Annotated in this window: 11 protein-coding genes and 3 rRNA genes; 3 read left to right on the top strand and 11 right to left on the bottom strand. The window is 68.2% G+C overall.

Features of this window, described 5'->3' with window-relative positions; genetic code table 11:
- The first annotated feature begins 244 nt into the window (after positions 1 to 244).
- The gene (locus K7I03_RS20280; protein WP_221903260.1) at positions 245 to 1303 is read left to right on the top strand and encodes a glycerophosphoryl diester phosphodiesterase membrane domain-containing protein; all 1059 of its coding nucleotides are present in this window, start codon (positions 245 to 247) and stop codon (positions 1301 to 1303) included.
- 157 nt (positions 1304 to 1460) lie between these two features.
- Here K7I03_RS20280 and rrf read toward each other — a convergent pair.
- The 5 genes from rrf to ahcY form a co-directional block, all read right to left on the bottom strand.
- Positions 1461 to 1577: ribosomal RNA gene (gene rrf, locus K7I03_RS20275) — 5S ribosomal RNA — on the bottom strand.
- A 78-nt stretch (positions 1578 to 1655) separates the two neighbouring features.
- Positions 1656 to 4779: ribosomal RNA gene (locus K7I03_RS20270) — 23S ribosomal RNA — on the bottom strand.
- A 277-nt stretch (positions 4780 to 5056) separates the two neighbouring features.
- Positions 5057 to 6582, bottom strand: a 16S ribosomal RNA gene (locus tag K7I03_RS20265).
- Together the 16S, 23S and 5S rRNA genes form the textbook arrangement of a ribosomal RNA operon.
- Before the next feature lie 589 nt (positions 6583 to 7171).
- Entirely contained in the window at positions 7172 to 7786 is a 615-nt protein-coding gene (locus K7I03_RS20260) for a hypothetical protein (RefSeq protein ID WP_185945651.1), read from the bottom strand.
- Between the two features lie 189 nt (positions 7787 to 7975).
- Positions 7976 to 9433, bottom strand: a complete 1458-nt coding sequence (gene ahcY / locus K7I03_RS20255; RefSeq protein ID WP_185945650.1) for an adenosylhomocysteinase — start codon at positions 9431 to 9433, stop codon at positions 7976 to 7978.
- Positions 9434 to 9896: 463 nt separating this feature from the next.
- Here ahcY and K7I03_RS20250 point away from each other — a divergent pair, with 463 nt between their 5' ends.
- Positions 9897 to 11936 (top strand): fructose-specific PTS transporter subunit EIIC, encoded by a 2040-nt coding sequence (locus K7I03_RS20250; RefSeq protein WP_185945649.1) that lies wholly within the window; start codon positions 9897 to 9899, stop codon positions 11934 to 11936.
- Positions 11937 to 12156: 220 nt separating this feature from the next.
- On the opposite strand, the gene K7I03_RS20245 is transcribed toward K7I03_RS20250, so the two are convergent.
- The 6 genes from K7I03_RS20245 to K7I03_RS20220 form a co-directional block, all read right to left on the bottom strand.
- Entirely contained in the window at positions 12157 to 13122 is a 966-nt protein-coding gene (locus tag K7I03_RS20245) for a cation diffusion facilitator family transporter (RefSeq protein WP_185945648.1), read from the bottom strand.
- A 114-nt stretch (positions 13123 to 13236) separates the two neighbouring features.
- Positions 13237 to 14433, bottom strand: a complete 1197-nt coding sequence (manA, locus tag K7I03_RS20240; protein WP_185945647.1) for a mannose-6-phosphate isomerase, class I — start codon at positions 14431 to 14433, stop codon at positions 13237 to 13239.
- A gap of 94 nt (positions 14434 to 14527) precedes the next feature.
- Positions 14528 to 15697, bottom strand: a complete 1170-nt coding sequence (locus tag K7I03_RS20235; RefSeq protein ID WP_185945646.1) for an SIS domain-containing protein — start codon at positions 15695 to 15697, stop codon at positions 14528 to 14530.
- Positions 15698 to 15752: 55 nt separating this feature from the next.
- The gene (locus tag K7I03_RS20230; protein ID WP_185945645.1) at positions 15753 to 15941 is read right to left on the bottom strand and encodes a Trm112 family protein; all 189 of its coding nucleotides are present in this window, start codon (positions 15939 to 15941) and stop codon (positions 15753 to 15755) included.
- A 101-nt stretch (positions 15942 to 16042) separates the two neighbouring features.
- Positions 16043 to 17401, bottom strand: a complete 1359-nt coding sequence (locus K7I03_RS20225) for a phosphomannomutase/phosphoglucomutase (RefSeq protein WP_185945644.1) — start codon at positions 17399 to 17401, stop codon at positions 16043 to 16045.
- Between the two features lie 316 nt (positions 17402 to 17717).
- A complete protein-coding gene (locus K7I03_RS20220) occupies positions 17718 to 18182 on the bottom strand; it encodes a DUF3499 domain-containing protein (protein WP_185945643.1) in 465 nt (154 codons plus the stop codon).
- Positions 18183 to 18456: 274 nt separating this feature from the next.
- On the opposite strand from K7I03_RS20220, the gene K7I03_RS20215 reads away from it, so the two are divergent.
- Complete coding sequence (locus tag K7I03_RS20215; protein WP_185945656.1) at positions 18457 to 18936, top strand: metallopeptidase family protein; 480 nt, start codon at positions 18457 to 18459, stop codon at positions 18934 to 18936.
- Positions 18937 to 18960: the final 24 nt, after the last annotated feature.

Genomic DNA, 18960 nt, shown 5'->3' with positions numbered 1-18960 from the left:
GTCTGCCCCGTCCCGGGGCGACTATTGAAGGTCCTCTCGCTTCTCTCCCCCTTATGAGGCCAGGGGGCGCCGACGGGGGTCCCGAACCGGTCACCGCACGCCCCACCGCCACCTCCGTCAGGCTTCCGCCAAGACCCTCCGGGCCGCTTTACGGGCCCGGAGCGACCCCGCTCCCCCGTGACACGATGTCGGAGTACGGCTCGGACGCCGCACCGGCACGCGGGCCCAGAAGGAGCGACAGACCATGAACGACTCTCCGGGCCGGAACTCGCCCGGACCCCACCCGCCCGGCCCTCCCGGCCCCCCGCCGCCCCCTGGGTGGCAGAACGGCCCCGGCTGGGGCAACCGCCACTGGGCACCCCTGCCGCACGCCCCACAGCCCGGTGTCGTCCCGCTGCGCCCGCTGGGCCTGGGCGAGATCCTCCAGGGCTCGTTCGCGACCCTGTCCCGGTACTGGCGGACGGTGCTGCCGGTCTCCTTCGGCATCGCCCTGGTGACCCAGGCCGCGACGACGGTGGCCAACGGCCTGTGGCTGAAGGACGGCCAGGCGCTGGACGATCTGCGGGACGACGCCACTTCGCAACAGGTGCTGGACACCATGAAGGACAGTCTGGGGGCGCTGGGCATCACCATGATCGCCGGCCTCGTCGGGTCGATCCTCGCCTCGTCGATCCTGACGGTCGTGGTGAGCAGGGCCGTTCTCGGACGGCCCGTCAGCACGGCGGAGGCATGGCGCGCCGCGCGTCCCCAACTGGCCCGGATGGCGGGGCTGCTGTGTCTGATCCCGCTGATGCTCCTCGGCGTCTTCGCCCTCGGCGCGGTCCCGGGCCTGCTCCTTCTCGCGGCCGGAGCGGACTCCGCCGGCATCGCGCTCGCCCTGCTGGGCTCGCTGGCCGGGCTGGTGGCCATGGTGTGGCTCTGGGTCCGCTACTCCCTCGCTGCACCGGCGCTGATGCTGGAAAAGCAGCGCGTGACGGAGTCCCTGCGACGGAGCGCGAAGCTGGTCCGGGGAGTTTGGTGGCGGATTCTCGGAGTGCAGGTCGTCGCCCTGTTGGTCATATCCGCGATCACCATGGTCGTGCAGATTCCGGTCAGCGCCATTCAATTGATCACTATTGGCGATCTTGATTCCGGCACATCCGTCACCTGGCCTTCCTTGATCATTAGCGGTGTGGGTGCCGTCATCAGTTCCACGGTCGCCCTGCCGTTTATGGCCGGCGTGACGGCGCTGATTTATCTGGACCAGCGGATTCGCCGCGAGTCGCTGGACGTGGAACTCATCCGCGCCACGACCTCCGACTGACCCGTTCTCTTCCACCGCATACTCGCTACCCGGGGGCGCGAAGGCGCCCTCGGGGCGGGGCCGGCCCCATTGGTCGTCATTGGTCGTATGGGGGTGCAAACGCAAGTAAGCCCTGGCAGGGAGCGATGCTCCCTACCAGGGCTTACTATCAAATTTTGCTCGGCGGCGTCCTACTCTCCCACACGGTCCCCCATGCAGTACCATCGGCGCTGAAAGGCTTAGCTTCCGGGTTCGGAATGTAACCGGGCGTTTCCCTAACGCTATGACCACCGAAACACTATGAAACAATTTCAAACAACCGGCACTTTGGTTGTTCGTGGTTTCAGAACCAACACAGTGGACGCGAGCAACTGAGGACAAGCCCTCGGCCTATTAGTACCAGTCAGCTCCAACCGTTACCGGTCTTCCACACCTGGCCTATCAACCCAGTCGTCTACTGGGAGCCTTACCCCATCAAGTGGGTGGGAGTCCTCATCTCGAAGCAGGCTTCCCGCTTAGATGCTTTCAGCGGTTATCCCTCCCGAACGTAGCCAACCAGCCATGCCCTTGGCAGAACAACTGGCACACCAGAGGTTCGTCCGTCCCGGTCCTCTCGTACTAGGGACAGCCCTTCTCAAGACTCCTACGCGCACAGCGGATAGGGACCGAACTGTCTCACGACGTTCTAAACCCAGCTCGCGTACCGCTTTAATGGGCGAACAGCCCAACCCTTGGGACCGACTCCAGCCCCAGGATGCGACGAGCCGACATCGAGGTGCCAAACCATCCCGTCGATATGGACTCTTGGGGAAGATCAGCCTGTTATCCCCGGGGTACCTTTTATCCGTTGAGCGACGGCGCTTCCACAAGCCACCGCCGGATCACTAGTCCCGACTTTCGTCCCTGCTCGACCCGTCGGTCTCACAGTCAAGCTCCCTTGTGCACTTACACTCAACACCTGATTGCCAACCAGGCTGAGGGAACCTTTGGGCGCCTCCGTTACCCTTTAGGAGGCAACCGCCCCAGTTAAACTACCCACCAGACACTGTCCCTGATCCGGATCACGGACCCAGGTTAGACATCCAGCACGACCAGAGTGGTATTTCAACGACGACTCCACACACACTGGCGTGCATGCTTCACAGTCTCCCACCTATCCTACACAAGCCGAACCGAACACCAATATCAAGCTATAGTAAAGGTCCCGGGGTCTTTCCGTCCTGCTGCGCGAAACGAGCATCTTTACTCGTAGTGCAATTTCACCGGGCCTATGGTTGAGACAGTCGAGAAGTCGTTACGCCATTCGTGCAGGTCGGAACTTACCCGACAAGGAATTTCGCTACCTTAGGATGGTTATAGTTACCACCGCCGTTTACTGGCGCTTAAGTTCTCAGCTTCGCCCTGTCGAAACAGAGCTAACCGGTCCCCTTAACGTTCCAGCACCGGGCAGGCGTCAGTCCGTATACATCGCCTTACGGCTTCGCACGGACCTGTGTTTTTAGTAAACAGTCGCTTCTCGCTGGTCTCTGCGGCCACACCCAGCTCAGAGTGCAAGACCCATCACCGGACATGGCCCCCCTTCTCCCGAAGTTACGGGGGCATTTTGCCGAGTTCCTTAACCATAGTTCACCCGAACGCCTCGGTATTCTCTACCTGACCACCTGAGTCGGTTTAGGGTACGGGCCGCCATGAAACTCGCTAGAGGCTTTTCTCGACAGCATAGGATCATCCACTTCACCACAATCGGCTCGGCATCAGGTCTCAGCCTTAACGTGTGACGGATTTACCTACCACACGGCCTACACCCTTACCCCGGGACAACCACCGCCCGGGCTGGACTACCTTCCTGCGTCACCCCATCGCTTACCTACTACAAGTCTGGATCGTCGGCTCCACCACTTTCCATTCCCCGAAGGGTCCGGAACGGCTTCACGGACTTAGCATCGCCTGATTCGATATTGGGCGTTTCAAAGCGGGTACCGGAATATCAACCGGTTGTCCATCGACTACGCCTGTCGGCCTCGCCTTAGGTCCCGACTTACCCTGGGCAGATCAGCTTGACCCAGGAACCCTTAGTCAATCGGCGCACACGTTTCCCACGTGTGTATCGCTACTCATGCCTGCATTCTCACTCGTGAACCGTCCACAACTCGCTTCCGCGGCTGCTTCACCCGGCACACGACGCTCCCCTACCCATCACAGTCCCCGTTAAAGGTATGTACTGCAATGACACGACTTCGGCGGTACGCTTGAGCCCCGCTACATTGTCGGCGCGGAATCACTTGACCAGTGAGCTATTACGCACTCTTTCAAGGGTGGCTGCTTCTAAGCCAACCTCCTGGTTGTCTCTGCGACTCCACATCCTTTCCCACTTAGCGTACGCTTAGGGGCCTTAGTCGATGCTCTGGGCTGTTTCCCTCTCGACCATGGAGCTTATCCCCCACAGTCTCACTGCCGCGCTCTCACTTACCGGCATTCGGAGTTTGGCTAAGGTCAGTAACCCGGTAGGGCCCATCGCCTATCCAGTGCTCTACCTCCGGCAAGAAACACACGACGCTGCACCTAAATGCATTTCGGGGAGAACCAGCTATCACGGAGTTTGATTGGCCTTTCACCCCTAACCACAGGTCATCCCCCAGGTTTTCAACCCTGGTGGGTTCGGTCCTCCACGAAGTCTTACCTCCGCTTCAACCTGCCCATGGCTAGATCACTCCGCTTCGGGTCTTGGGCGCGCTACTCAATCGCCCTATTCGGACTCGCTTTCGCTACGGCTTCCCCACACGGGTTAACCTCGCAACACACCGCAAACTCGCAGGCTCATTCTTCAAAAGGCACGCAGTCACGACACAAGAAGCAAGCTCCTTGTGCGACGCTCCCACGGCTTGTAGGCACACGGTTTCAGGTACTATTTCACTCCGCTCCCGCGGTACTTTTCACCATTCCCTCACGGTACTATCCGCTATCGGTCACCAGGGAATATTTAGGCTTAGCGGGTGGTCCCGCCAGATTCACACGGGATTTCTCGGGCCCCGTGCTACTTGGGTGTCTCTCAAACGAGCCGCAATGATTTCAGCTACGGGGGTCTTACCCTCTACGCCGGACCTTTCGCATGTCCTTCGCCTATCACTACGGTTTCTGACTCGTCTCACAGCCGGCAGACTATGAAAGAGAGATCCCACAACCCCGCCTGCGCAACCCCTGCCGGGTATCACACACAAACGGTTTGGCCTCATCCGGTTTCGCTCGCCACTACTCCCGGAATCACGGTTGTTTTCTCTTCCTGCGGGTACTGAGATGTTTCACTTCCCCGCGTTCCCTCCACACTGCCTATGTGTTCAGCAGCGGGTGACAGCCCATGACGACTGCCGGGTTTCCCCATTCGGACACCCCCGGATCACAGCTTGGTTGACAGCTCCCCGGGGCCTATCGTGGCCTCCCACGTCCTTCATCGGTTCCTGGTGCCAAGGCATCCACCGTGCGCCCTTAAAAACTTGGCCACAGATGCTCGCGTCCACTGTGCAGTTCTCAAACAACGACCAGCCACCCGTCACAACCCGCCAACAGGCGGACCTTTACCGGGGCCGGACCGAAGGCAACAAGCTCACGCTCGCACCCTCAGACACCCAACAGCGTGCCCGACCCAGCCTCTCCAGACCCTGTGTTCCACGCCGAAGCAGTACTAACAAGTCCCTCAAGACTGTGCCGAATAGTCAACGTTCCACCCATGAGCAACCGTACGAGTCATTCGCTCGTAGTCGGCTATGTGCTCCTTAGAAAGGAGGTGATCCAGCCGCACCTTCCGGTACGGCTACCTTGTTACGACTTCGTCCCAATCGCCAGTCCCACCTTCGACGGCTCCCTCCACAAGGGTTGGGCCACCGGCTTCGGGTGTTACCGACTTTCGTGACGTGACGGGCGGTGTGTACAAGGCCCGGGAACGTATTCACCGCAGCAATGCTGATCTGCGATTACTAGCAACTCCAACTTCATGGGGTCGAGTTGCAGACCCCAATCCGAACTGAGACCGGCTTTTTGAGATTCGCTCCACCTCACGGTATCGCAGCTCATTGTACCGGCCATTGTAGCACGTGTGCAGCCCAAGACATAAGGGGCATGATGACTTGACGTCGTCCCCACCTTCCTCCGAGTTGACCCCGGCAGTCTCCTGTGAGTCCCCATCACCCCGAAAGGCATGCTGGCAACACAGAACAAGGGTTGCGCTCGTTGCGGGACTTAACCCAACATCTCACGACACGAGCTGACGACAGCCATGCACCACCTGTACACCGACCACAAGGGGGGCACTATCTCTAGCGCTTTCCGGTGTATGTCAAGCCTTGGTAAGGTTCTTCGCGTTGCGTCGAATTAAGCCACATGCTCCGCTGCTTGTGCGGGCCCCCGTCAATTCCTTTGAGTTTTAGCCTTGCGGCCGTACTCCCCAGGCGGGGAACTTAATGCGTTAGCTGCGGCACGGACGACGTGGAATGTCGCCCACACCTAGTTCCCAACGTTTACGGCGTGGACTACCAGGGTATCTAATCCTGTTCGCTCCCCACGCTTTCGCTCCTCAGCGTCAGTATCGGCCCAGAGATCCGCCTTCGCCACCGGTGTTCCTCCTGATATCTGCGCATTTCACCGCTACACCAGGAATTCCGATCTCCCCTACCGAACTCTAGCCTGCCCGTATCGAATGCAGACCCGGGGTTAAGCCCCGGGCTTTCACATCCGACGCGACAAGCCGCCTACGAGCTCTTTACGCCCAATAATTCCGGACAACGCTTGCGCCCTACGTATTACCGCGGCTGCTGGCACGTAGTTAGCCGGCGCTTCTTCTGCAGGTACCGTCACTCTCGCTTCTTCCCTGCTGAAAGAGGTTTACAACCCGAAGGCCGTCATCCCTCACGCGGCGTCGCTGCATCAGGCTTTCGCCCATTGTGCAATATTCCCCACTGCTGCCTCCCGTAGGAGTCTGGGCCGTGTCTCAGTCCCAGTGTGGCCGGTCGCCCTCTCAGGCCGGCTACCCGTCGTCGCCTTGGTAGGCCATCACCCCACCAACAAGCTGATAGGCCGCGGGCTCATCCTGCACCGCCGGAGCTTTCCACCACCAACCATGCGGTCAGTAGTCGTATCCGGTATTAGACCCCGTTTCCAGGGCTTGTCCCAGAGTGCAGGGCAGATTGCCCACGTGTTACTCACCCGTTCGCCACTAATCCCCTCCCGAAAGAGGTTCATCGTTCGACTTGCATGTGTTAAGCACGCCGCCAGCGTTCGTCCTGAGCCAGGATCAAACTCTCCGTGAATGTTTACCGGTCATCCGGTGCACACACACGAGAGCGGAACGACCAAGCGGAATAAGCCCGGCCGTTCACAGCGTCCTCGCTGTGTTTTTCAAAGGAACCTCATCCAGAACCACAAGGATCCGTGGACGGGGTTGTTTTATAGTCTGGCGTTGACTTTTGGCACGCTGTTGAGTTCTCAAGGAACGGACGCTTCCTTTGTACTCACCCGAGAGACTCTCTCAGGCTTTCCTCCGGGCGCTTCCCTTCGGTGTTTCCAACCTTACCAGATCCGTTTTCCGTTCCGCTTCCGGTTCGAATTCCGTTTCCGGCCCCCTGTTGGAGCGGGGTTTCGCCTTCTCGCTTTCGCTTTCCGGCGATTCCGACTTTATCAGATTTTCAGCGGGCCGATTTCACGGCCGATTCGCTTCCTTCTGAGGGAGTCGAGGAGCTTCGCGATCAATGTGAGCGATGCTCACGACTCGAAGCGATGTAGATGCTAACCGTTGGCGGCGACTAGGTCCAGTCGGCCCCAACCGTTCGAATCTACCTCCCCCACCCACCCGTGTCAACAGGTTTGTGAGGCAGAAGGAAACCCTACCAGCCCTCGGGCTCAGTCGAACACCGACGGCGGGCTCTCCAGCTCCTCCAACTCGATGCCCGGCGCGGACAGGACCACGTCGCCGGCCAGGTGGACCGTGTGGCGCTCACCCGTGTCGAGGGCGTTGACCTGGTACTCGTCCACTTCGAGGGTCCCGTTGTCAGTGGGGTGTGGTGTCCTGCTGACCAGGGACCACGACTGGTCGACGGTGAGGGGGGCGAGCACGGGGGCGGTGAAGGAGACCAGGCGGACGCGGGCCGGGGGGCCACCGGGGGTGAGACGGAGCAGCCGGGCGAGGGCCACGTGGAAGGCGGGGGAAGCCCCGGTGAAGGCGTGGGCCCGGACGTTGCCCTCCGTCGCGTGTTCGCCGGACGGGTCCGTGCGGACCCAGGTGACGCCGTCGAGTGCCGCCGCCCGCACCTGCCAGTCGGCGGACCGGAGCTGAAGGCGGATGGGCCGGCCCAGCGCGTCGATCGCCAGGTCGACCGAGCCGGCCGGTGCGCCGGACGCGTGAGTGGTCGTGGAGACATAGCGCCAGCCGGACGGGCCGGTGGCGCACTGGAAGCGTTCCTCACCGAGGGGGGTGTGGTCGTGCGGATCGTGGAGCGAGTAGCGGCCGCGGGGCATGGAGGGTTCCTTGACACGAACGGGCCAGGCCCCCGCCGCGGGGGCAGGGGCCTGGCCGGCCGGCTGGTGGGCCGGCTGCTGACGCTGCTGTGGCTCTCGGCGCCGCGTATGACGTGGATGCCTTGTATGCCAGGCGTACCGCGTCTGCCGCGAAGGCGGCCGGGAGGACCGCCGGCGCCGAGAGAGCCGTCAGTAACGGTAGTGGTCGGGCTTGTACGGACCCTCGACCTTGACGCCGATGTACTCCGCCTGCTCCGGGCGGAGGGTCGTCAGCTTCACGCCGAGCGCGTCGAGGTGGAGCCGGGCGACCTTCTCGTCCAGGTGCTTCGGCAGCACGTAGACGTCGGTCGGGTACGACTCCGGCTTGGTGAAGAGCTCGATCTGGGCCAGGGTCTGGTCGGCGAAGGAGTTCGACATCACGAAGGACGGGTGGCCGGTCGCGTTGCCCAGGTTCAGCAGGCGGCCCTCGGACAGCACGATGAGGACCTTGCCATCGGGGAAGGTCCAGGTGTGGACCTGCGGCTTGACCTCGTCCTTGACGATGCCGGGGATCTTCGCGAGGCCGGCCATGTCGATCTCGTTGTCGAAGTGGCCGATGTTCCCGACGATGGCCTGGTGCTTCATCTTGGCCATGTCCGAGGCCATGATGATGTCCTTGTTGCCGGTCGTGGTGATGAAGATGTCGGCGGTCTCCACGACGTCGTCCAGGGTGGCGACCTGGTAGCCGTCCATCGCCGCCTGCAGGGCGCAGATCGGGTCGATCTCGGTGACGATGACGCGGGCGCCCTGGCCGCGGAGCGACTCCGCGCAGCCCTTGCCGACGTCGCCGTAGCCGCAGACGACCGCGACCTTGCCGCCGATGAGGACGTCGGTGGCGCGGTTGATGCCGTCGACGAGGGAGTGGCGGCAGCCGTACTTGTTGTCGAACTTCGACTTGGTGACGGCGTCGTTGACATTGATCGCCGGGAAGAGCAGGGTGCCCGCCGACTGCATCTCGTAGAGGCGGTGGACGCCGGTGGTGGTCTCCTCGGTGACACCGCGGATCTCCGACGCCAGCTGCGTCCACTTCTGGGGGTTCTCTCCCAGCGTGCGGTTCAGCAGCGTGAGGATGTGGGCGTACTCCTCGCTGTCCGCCGTGGACGGGTCCGGGGCCGCGCCGGCCTTCTCGAACTCGACGCCCTTGTGCACGAGCAGCGTGGCGTCACCGCCGTCGTCCAGGATCATGTTCGGGCCGCCGGTGGGGGCGTCCGGCCAAGTCAGCGCCTGCTCCGTGCACCACCAGTACTCCTCCAGCGTCTCGCCCTTCCAGGCGAAGACGGGGACGCCCCGCGGGTCGTCCGGCGTACCGTTCGGGCCCACCGCGATAGCGGCGGCGGCGTGGTCCTGGGTGGAGAAGATGTTGCAGGACGCCCAGCGCACCCGCGCGCCCAGCGCCACCAGGGTCTCGATCAGCACCGCCGTCTGCACGGTCATGTGCAGCGAGCCGGTGATGCGGGCGCCTGCCAGCGGCTGCGCCTCCGCGTACTCCTTGCGGATCGCCATCAGACCGGGCATCTCGTGCTCGGCGAGGGTGATCTCCTTACGGCCGAATGCCGCCAGGGAAAGGTCCGCGACCTTGAAGTCCTGGCCGGTGGAGGTGGTGGTCATACGGGCTGCTCCTCCTGAAGGGCGAGCGAGAGTGTGGGTACGGCCGTGCGACGGACAGGTTGTCGTGCGTGTCGGGTCTCTTCGACACGCGCACGTCACACCTGGCCGCAGCGCAGTCCGTCGGAGGTCCTCTCTCCCTCGGCCGGCCCGTCGTGCGAACCGCCCGACCGCCATCAGCAGCGACGTCTGGCACCGCGTCCGAATCTACACCGGACGGCCCCCGGATCCCCAGCCCCTTCTGGGGATCCGGGCCCGCCGGCGGTCGATTGGTGACGGATCGTCGGGGCCCGCGGGAGGTCCGAGGGGCCTGCGGGGTCGTGCGGGGCCGCGGGAGGTGGTGGGGTTTCGGCGCCGGCCGCGCCGAACGGCCTCGCCTCCCCGGAATCCAGCGCCCGCCTGTGAAGGATGCGAGCGAAGGGTGCGACGCCGGGAAGCCGCCGGCGAGCTGCTGGGAAGGAGACCCGTGACCGGTCCGGCCGATTCCTCCGGGAGGACGACGGGATGCCGTGGCGGCGGCGGGCCGCCGCTCCGGCTGGTCGCCGTGACCGCCTGCCCGACGGGCATCGCGCACACGTACATGGCCGCCGAGCAGCTGGTCCAGGCCGCCGAGGCGCTCGGGCACCGCATCAGCGTGGAGACACAGGGCTCCATCGGCACGGAGAACGTCCTGACCGCCCGGGAGATCGCGGTGGCGGACGGGGTGATCGTCGCCGCCGACAAGGACGTCGACCTGGCCCGGTTCGACGGCAAGCGGGTGCTCGTCACCGGTGTGGGCGAGGGCATCCGCGAACCGGAACGGCTGATCCGGGAGGTGCGGGACGCGCCCGTGCACCGCACGGCCGGCGGGGCGCGGGAGGCCGGAGGGGGTGCGGGTACCGGCCTTCCGGGGCTTGCGTTCCCCGGCGGTGCGGCCGGCTCCGGTCGTGCGGCCGGTGCCGTCGGTTACCGGGCGCTGATGAACGGTGTCTCGTACATGATCCCGTTCGTGGTGACCGGCGGGCTGCTGATCGCCGTCTCGCTCGCGCTGGGCGGCCGGGCCGGGCCGCACGGGCTGGAGATCCCCGCCGGGTCGTTCTGGGAGCACGTCCACCGGATCGGCGAAATCGGCTTCGCGCTGATGCTGCCCGTGCTCTCCGGCTACATCGCCTACGCGCTCGCCGACCGGCCCGCGCTGGTGCCGGGCATGGTCGGCGGGTGGCTGGCGAACGACGGCGCGCTCTACGGCTCGCGTTCCGGCGCCGGATTCCTGGGTGCCATCGTCACCGGTTTTCTGGCCGGGTGGCTGGTGCTCGCGATCAGACAGGTGCCGGTGCGGCGTTCCGTCCGGCCGGTGATGCCCGTCATCGTCATCCCGGTGCTGGCCACGTCCGTCCTCGGCCTGTTCTTCGTCTACGCGCTCGGCGGGCCGGTCTCCTGGGTCTTCGACCGCCTCACCGACGGGCTCGCCGGGCTGACCGGCGCGGGCGCGGCGGTGCTGGGGGTGCTCCTGGGGCTGATGATCACGTTCGACATGGGCGGCCCGGTCAACAAGACGGCCTTCCTCTTCGGGGCCGGGCTCGTCTCCCACAGCCCCGAGGTGATGGGCATCTGCGCCGCCGCCATCCCCGTCCCACCCCTGGGGCAGGGGCTGGCGACGCTGTTGCGGCGCGGATTGTTCCGCGCGCAGGAGCGGGAGGCGGGGTCGGCGGCGCTGGTCATGGGCTTCTTCGGGATCACCGAGGGGGCGATCCCGTTCGCCGCGGCGCGGCCCGCGCGGGTGATCCCGGCCAACATGCTGGGCGGGGCGGTGGCCGGCGCCATCGCCGGGCTCGCGACGGTCACCGACGCGGTGCCGCACGGTGGGCCGGTCGTGGCCGTGGTGGGGGCGGTGGGCGGGGTGCCGATGTTCTTCGTCGCCATGGGGATGGGGGCGGTCGTCACGGCGCTGGCGACGGTGAGTCTGATGGCGCTGGGGGCTCCGGCGGCGGGGGCCGGCTCATCGGGGCGCGCCGCCGCGTCCGCGTCGTCTGTGCCGTCTGTGTCGTCCGCGTCGTCTCCGGCCGCCGGTGAAGCCGTGCTCGGTGGGCGGCTGACCGGGCGGACCGTTCGGCCCTGGCTTGCCGCGCGGCGCAAGGAGGAGGCCATTCCGGAGCTGGCCGAGTTGCTCGCCGCGGGTGGCTCGGTGCTGGACGGCGACGCCCTGGTGGCCGCTCTGCTCGCCCGGGAGGCGCAGGGCGGCACCGGGGCCGGGGAAGCCGTCGCCTTTCCCCATGCCCGGACCGACGCGGTCGCGGCTCCGGTCGTCGCCTTCGCCCGGTCGGCCGAGGGGGTCGACTGGGGGGCGGCGGACGGTGTGCCCGCGCGGTTGCTCTTCGCCGTCGCCGTGCCGGAGGGGGCGGATGAGGAGCATTTGCGGATTCTGACGGGGCTGGCCCGGAAGCTGATGGATTCGGGGTTCCGGGGCCGTTTGCTGGCGGCGCCGGATGTTCCGGGGATTCTGGGGGTGCTCGGTGAGCTGCGCTGAGGCCCGGACGGGGTGGTGCCCCAGCCCCGCCCTTTCACCGTTTCTTCCTGGGCTGTGCCCCGGACCCCCGGCATCGCGGCTTCGCCGCGAGGTCCTCAAACGCCGGACGGGCTGAAAGCCGGCCCTCGCCCGCGGCATCGCGGCTTCGCCGCGTCGTCCTCAAACGCCGGACGGGCTGAAGTGCGCCCCCCTGCACCACCGGCTGGAGCGAGTACCGGGCTCAGTGTCCCGGGCCCCCCGGTGTCGCCGCCGGGTCCGGGCCCGCCGCTGCTGCAGTCTCGCTGTAGACGTCGGGTTCGAGGTAGATGACGCGGGCGATGGGGACGGCGGCGCGGATGCGGGATTCGGCGGCGTCGATGGCGCGGGCCACGTCGGCGGCGGTGTCGTCGTGGCGTACGGCGATCTTGGCGGCGACGAGGAGTTCCTCGGGGCCGAGGTGGAGGGTGCGCATGTGGATGACGCCCGTCACGGTGGCGCCGTCGACGGCGGCCTCGCGGATGCGGGCGACCTGCTCGGGTCCGGCGGCCTCGCCGAGCAGCAGGGACTTGGTCTCGGCGGCCAGGACCAGGGCGATGAGGACGAGGAGGGCGCCGATGCAGAGGGTGCCGATGCCGTCCCAGACGCCATCGCCGGTGGCGACGGTGAGGCCGACGCCGCAGAGCGCGAGGACCAGGCCGACGAGGGCGCCGAAGTCCTCCAGCAGGACGACGGGCAGCTCGGGGGCCTTGGCCGTGCGGACGAACTGCTTCCAGGACTGCCGGCCGCGCAGTTCGTTCGACTCGGCGACGGCCGTGCGGAAGGAGAAGCCCTCGGCGACGACGGCGAACACGAGGACGCCCACCGGCCAGTACCAGTTGTCGAGCTCGTGCGGGTTCTTGATCTTCTCGTAGCCCTCGTAGAGGGCGAAGACGCCGCCGATGGTGAACAGGACGATGGCGACGAGGAAGCCGTAGACGTACCGCTCGCGGCCGTAGCCGAAGGGGTGCTCCTCGCTCGCCGCCTTCTTCGCCTTCTTCCCGCCGATCAGCAGCAGCGCCTGGTTGCCGGAGTCGGCGACCGAGTGCACGCCCTCCGCGAGCATCGACGACGAGCCGCTGAACGCGAAGGCGACGAACTTCGCCACGGCGATGGCCATATTGGCCCCCAGCGCGGCGACGATGGCCTTCGTTCCGCCTTGAGCACTCATACGTACGGGGTGTCCCTTCCACCACGGGCCATCACGGACGCACCGCGAGGGTCTTTGCTGTTTCTTTGCCGCCTTCGGCGGGCCATTGTGTCAGCAGGGACGGCCGGGTCGCCTTCAGACCGCGACCGTGGCGCGGAAGAGCGTGCACTCCCCCCGCAGCTCCACGTGCTCCCCCGCCGGGACGAACACGGACTCGCCCCGGGCCAGCTCCAGTTCGCCCTCGTCACCGCTGAGGCGGGCGGTGCCGGCGGTGCACAGGAGGATCTGCGGAGCGGGCGCGTCCAGGCGTACGGGCGGCGCGCCGGCGGCCCGTACGCGCCGGGAGAGGCGGAACTCGTCGACGGGCGCGTCGTACACCTCCTCCTCGTCCGGCCCGGCCTCCGGCCGGAGCACGGCCGGGACGGTGGGTTCGAAGCGGACGACGCGCAGCAGTTCGGGGACGTCGACGTGCTTGGGCGTCAGCCCGCAGCGCAGCACGTTGTCGGAGCCCGCCATGATCTCGACGCCGAACCCGTCCAGGTAGGCGTGCGGCACGCCGGCGCCGAGGTGGAGGGCTTCGCCGGGCTGGAGGCGGACGTGGTTGAGGAGCATCGCGGCGAGGACGCCCGGGTCGCCGGGGTAGTGGCGGGCGACGAAGGCGTAGGCGGCGCAGTCGTCCCGGAACGGGCCGTCCTCGCCGGCCAGCCGTTCGGCCGCGGTGGTCGCCTGCGCGACGGTCTCGGCGATCGCCGCGCGGTCGGCGGTGAGGATGGCGGTCAGGACCTCGCGGAGCGCGTCGGACGCGGGGTGGGCGTGCAGCAGGTCGACGTACGGCTTGAGGGCGTCGACGCCCAGGGCCGCGAACAGGTCCGCCGTCCGCACCGGGTCGCGGAAGCCGCACAGGCCGTCGAAGGGCGTGAGGGCGCAGAGGAGTTCGGGCTTGTGGTGCGGGTCCTTGTAGGTGCGGTGGGGTGCGTCGAGGGGGATGCCCCGGGCCTCCTCGGCGGCGAAGCCGGCCTCCGCGCGGGCGCTGTCGGGGTGCACCTGGAGGGAGAGCGGGGCGGCGGCGGCGAGCAGCTTGAGCAGGAACGGGAGCCGGGGGCCGAAGGCGCGGACGGCCGGCGCGCCGAGCTCGCGCTCGGGGTCGGCGGCGATGACGTCGGTGAGCGGCCGGGGCCCGTCGCCCCGGTCGACGCGCGAGGGGGCGCCGGGGTGGGCGCCCATCCAGAGCTCGGCCTGGGGCTCTCCGGTCACCGGGGTGCCGAGGAGACCGGGGATCGCGGTGGTGGAGCCCCAGGCGTAGGGGCGCACGGTGTTGGCGAGGCGGTCCATAGGGGGCGGTTCCTGACTGTGCGGACGGGTCCGGCGCGGTGCGTAAGGGGCCGGGGTGCCCGGCGCGCGGGCACGCTCCGGCTCGCGGGGCGGCTTAGGGGGTACCGGCGAGGGCCAGGTAGACGGCGGCGAAGTCGGTGACGGCCAGCAGTTCGGCGGCGGTCTCCAGGGGGCTCGCGCCTTCGGCGGCCTCCAGCTCGCTGACCGGGGTGTCCCGGTGCAGGGCGAGATCGCGGGCGCCGGGGACGGCCGAGGTGATGTCGGGGGCGCGTTCGCGCAGCAGGACGACCCGGGCGTGCAGCGCCTCGGGGTCCTCGACGCGGTCGCGGAAGAAGTCGTCGGGGTCGGCCCCGGCGGCGAAGGAGCCGGAGAGCAGGGCGCTGTGCGCGGTGAGCGCCTCGGGCAGGTCGGCGGCGAGCGCCGGGCGGCCGGCGAGGGCGGCGAGGACGGTCGCGAAGCGGCGTCCCGCGGCGCCCGCGAGGTCGCCCTCGGTCCAGATGAGCGGAAGGCTGTCGGCCAGTTCGGCGGCGAGCGTCTTGGCCGGGTTGCCGTAGGTGGCGGTGGCCGGGCCGCAGCGTTCGGCGAGCCGGTCGAGCCGGTCGGCGAGCGCGTCGAGGGCGGGCCGCGGCGCCTCGAACAGGCCGACGCGGTCGGCGAGCACGAGCAGCGGGGTGAGCAGGGACCAGAGCGTGCCGGGGCCGGTCGGCAGGACGTTCTCGCCGTTCTCGGGGCGGGCGGGGACGTCATCACCGGCCATCGTGGCCTCGTACGGGGTGCTGGTCAGCGGGATGGCCAGGCCGCGGGCCTGGGCGGTGGCGTCGGCGAGCGGGGTGCCGGCCGGGGTGACGCAGACGACGGAACAGCCGCGGCGGTACGCCTGTTCCAGCAGCAGGGCGAGGCCGGGCTCGGTGCCGTCGGGGCTGACGACGAGGAGCAGGTCGAGGGGGCCGGTCCAGCCGGGGAGCGTCCAGCGCAGGGCGCCGGGCGCGGCCGCGACGCCGGTGGGGCGCAGGTGGGCGACGGGGCAGCCGCCGCCGGCGAGCGCGCCCAGCAGCTCGGCCGTCGAGGCGGCGGCCGGGCCGGGTCCCACGACGAGGACGGCGCGCGGGCGCCCGTCGGGGCGCAGGGCCCCGATGCCCGCCTCGTCGGCGTTGCGGGCGGCCGTCCGGACCCGGGCGCCGGACTCGGCGGCGCCGCGCAGCAGGCCGTGGACGTCGGCGCGGGAGAGGGCGTCGGGGTCATCGAGGAGAGACTCGTCGAACACCGTTGATCAGCTCCGATCGCCGTGGTGTGCGGGGTGCCGGCCGGGGCGGCGCGGCTCAGTGGGGGCGTCGGGCCTCGTCCACCAGGAGGACGGGGATGCCGTCGCGGACGGGGTACGCCAGGGCGCAGCTCTCGCTCTCGCACACCAGCTCGGTGGTCTCGCCGGAGGCGTCCGCCTCCTGCCGCAGGGGCGCGTGGCAGGCCGGGCAGGCGAGGATCTCCAGGAGGCCGGCTTCGAGCGGCATGGGGGTTCCCTTCGGGAGGTGTGCGTCTCTGTGCGGTCAGGGTACCGCCGGACGTCACCCGTGGTGACGTCCGGCGGGAAGACCGCCCGGGCCGGCGCCGCTCAGGCGCGGACGATGGCGAGGACCTCGTCGCGGACCCGGGCGACCGTCTTCGCGTCACGGGCCTCGACGTTGAGCCGCAGCAGCGGTTCGGTGTTGGAGGCGCGGAGGTTGAACCACCAGTCCGCGGCGGTGACGGTGAGGCCGTCCAGCTCGTCGAGCTCGACGTCGTCGCGGTCCGCGTAGGCGGCGCGGACGGCCGCGGCCCGGCCCGGCTGGTCGGCGACGGTGCTGTTGATCTCGCCGGAGGCGGCGTAGCGGTCGTACTCGCGGACGAGCTCGGAGAGCGGCTTGTCCTGGCCGCCGAGGGCGGCGAGGACGTGCAGCGCGGCGAGCATGCCGGTGTCGGCGTTCCAGAAGTCGCGGAAGTAGTAGTGCGCGGAGTGCTCGCCGCCGAAGATGGCGCCCGTGCGGGCCATCTCCTGCTTGATGAACGAGTGTCCGACGCGGGTGCGGACGGGCTTGCCGCCCTGCTCCTTGACGACCTCGGGCACCGACCAGGAGGTGATCAGGTTGTGGATGACCGTGCCGCCGGGGTGCTTCCCGAGCTCGCGGGCGGCGACCAGGGCGGTGATCGCGGACGGGGAGACGGGGTCGCCGTTCTCGTCGACGACGAAGCAGCGGTCGGCGTCGCCGTCGAAGGCGAGGCCGATGTCGGCGCCGGTCTCCCGGACCTTGGCCTGGAGGTCGACCAGGTTCTTGGGGTCGAGGGGGTTGGCCTCGTGGTTGGGGAACGTCCCGTCGAGCTCGAAGTAGAGGGCGATCAGGTCGATCGGCAGGCCCTCCAGGACGGTGGGGACGGTGTGGCCGCCCATGCCGTTGCCGGCGTCCACGACGGTCTTGAGCCGCCGGATCCGGCCGAGGTCGACCAGGGAGCGCAGGTGGGCGGCGTAGTCGGCGAGGGTGTCCCGCTCCGACAGAGTGCCGGGGGTGGCGACGGGCTCGGGGGCGCCGTTCTCCGACCAGTCCTCCACGAGGGCGCGGATCTCGGCGAGGCCGGTGTCCTGGCCGACGGGGGCGGCGCCGGCGCGGCACATCTTGATGCCGTTGTACTGCGCCGGGTTGTGGCTGGCCGTGAACATGGCGCCGGGCAGGCCGAGATGGCCGCTGGCGAAGTACAGCTGGTCGGTCGAGCAGAGCCCGATCTCCGTGACGTCGGCGCCCCGGGCGGCGGCGCCGCGCGCGAAGGCCCGGGCCAGCCCCGGGGACGAGGGCCGCATGTCGTGCCCGACGACGATCGCGTCCGCCTCCGTCACCTTGGCGAAGGCAGCGCCGAAGAGCTCGGCGAGCGCCTCGTCCCACTGGTCGGGGACCACACCACGCACGTCGTACGCCTTCACGAGCTGCGACAGATCAGCCACGTCTCACCCTCCTGGAGTCCGGTACAGGTCCGGTACAGGTACCCAAACCTACCCGGACCCACCGCCCGTTCCGGCGCCGGACGGCCGTCGGAGGGAAGAACCAGGGACGAACCCGGGGCGAATCAGGGACGAATCGGGGCCGGATCGGGGGTTGAGCGCCTCACACACACAGAGGGACGAGGAGAACGCCGGCGTCGGACGGACGCGCTCCGGCAGAACCCGCGAAGCACCGCGAATCGGCGGAATGTGACGGAAATCGTCAGGCACGTCGGCCGGAATTCGCCTTCGGAGAACGGGGCTTCTAGGTCCCGGTACGTCAGGAGTCGGGCGAGCGCAGCACCCTGAGGTGGCCCCGGCGGGCGACCTCCATCGGGTTGACCTCGCGCGTGCTGGGTCCGACGGGCCCCTTCACCTGGCTGCCGACGGATCCGGCGCCGGGCCCGCCGCCCGCGGCGCGCTCCTGCGGACGGGCCGCCTCCCGAACGGCGTTGGCCAGCGCTTCGAGGTCGTCACTGCTGCGACGGGCGGGACCGGTGTCCACGGCGAGCCGGACGACCTCCCACCCGCGGGGGGCCGTCAACCGCTCCGAGTGCTCGGCGCACAGGTCGTAGCAGTGGGGTTCGGCGTAGGTGGCGAGCGGGCCGAGGACGGCGGTCGAATCGGCGTAGACGTACGTCAGCGTCGCGACGGCCGGGCGGCCACACGCGGTGCGCGAACAGCGACGTACAGGGCTCACGACGTGGGACGGTACCGCACTCTTGAGCGGGCCGCGACGACTCACTCCTGGCTCACCCCTCCGTGTCGTGCCGGAGCGCCCGGTGGACACCGCCCCCGAACCGCCGGGTCGACCTGCGCGGGGAGGGCGTGGAACACAACACGCGGCCCTGGAACTCTGTCATCACTCAGCCACCATAGTGTCATTCGTCATGCGATCGACGGTCTCCCCGTCGGCTTTATCCGATCGCAAGCAACAACGGAACGCTCATCGGGCGACATCCGATGAGATGCGCGGCTACCGCGCGTACACGGCCGACCGGCGGATACCCTTCGAGGTGATGGACAGCCCCGACAGCCCCGTACCTCCACCGGCCGGTCCGCCCGGCCGGCGCCCGCGCCACCGCGACCGGCACGGCCGCGGCATGCGCGGTCCGATCGCCCCGCCGCAGGTCCCGCTGTCGGTGAGCCGGGCCGAGGCGTTCGTCGACCTCGTCCACGATTCGGCGGAGCGGCTGGAGCGCCGCTGGCCGCAACTGGCGTCGGTGGACTTCGTGGTGCGTGAGGTGCCCGTGCCGGGCGAGGACGGTGAGCCGGGCGAGGCGCTGTTCCTCGACGGCGGCTCGGTCCCGCTCGGCCGGTACGTCGCGGCGCGCGGCGACGACCCCGACCGGATCGTCATCTACCGCCGCCCGGTGGAGATCCGCACCAAGAACCGCGACGACCGCGCGCTGCTGGTGCACGAGGTCGTCGTCGAGCAGGTAGCCGAACTGCTGGGCCTGGCCCCGGAGTCGGTGGACCCGCGCTACGGACAGGACTGACGGGGGCGGAGCGAGGCCGGGTCA

It is taken from the genome of Streptomyces mobaraensis (assembly GCF_020099395.1).
Taxonomy (GTDB): Bacteria; Actinomycetota; Actinomycetes; order Streptomycetales; family Streptomycetaceae; genus Streptomyces.
The sequence above is the reverse complement of the archived record's forward strand: the minus strand, read 5'-3'. Positions and strand labels throughout refer to the sequence as shown.

Excerpts from the sequence above, each read along its gene's own strand:
- K7I03_RS20260 (WP_185945651.1), bottom strand. The coding sequence starts at position 7,786 with ATGCCCCGCGGCCGCTACTCGCTCCACGATCCGCACGACCACACCCCC.
- K7I03_RS20230 (WP_185945645.1), bottom strand. The coding sequence starts at position 15,941 with ATGCCGCTCGAAGCCGGCCTCCTGGAGATCCTCGCCTGCCCGGCCTGC.
- manA (WP_185945647.1), bottom strand. The coding sequence starts at position 14,433 with ATGGACCGCCTCGCCAACACCGTGCGCCCCTACGCCTGGGGCTCCACC.
- K7I03_RS20215 (WP_185945656.1), top strand. The coding sequence starts at position 18,457 with ATGGACAGCCCCGACAGCCCCGTACCTCCACCGGCCGGTCCGCCCGGC.
- K7I03_RS20245 (WP_185945648.1), bottom strand. The coding sequence starts at position 13,122 with ATGAGTGCTCAAGGCGGAACGAAGGCCATCGTCGCCGCGCTGGGGGCC.
- ahcY (WP_185945650.1), bottom strand. The coding sequence starts at position 9,433 with ATGACCACCACCTCCACCGGCCAGGACTTCAAGGTCGCGGACCTTTCC.
- K7I03_RS20280 (WP_221903260.1), top strand. The coding sequence starts at position 245 with ATGAACGACTCTCCGGGCCGGAACTCGCCCGGACCCCACCCGCCCGGC.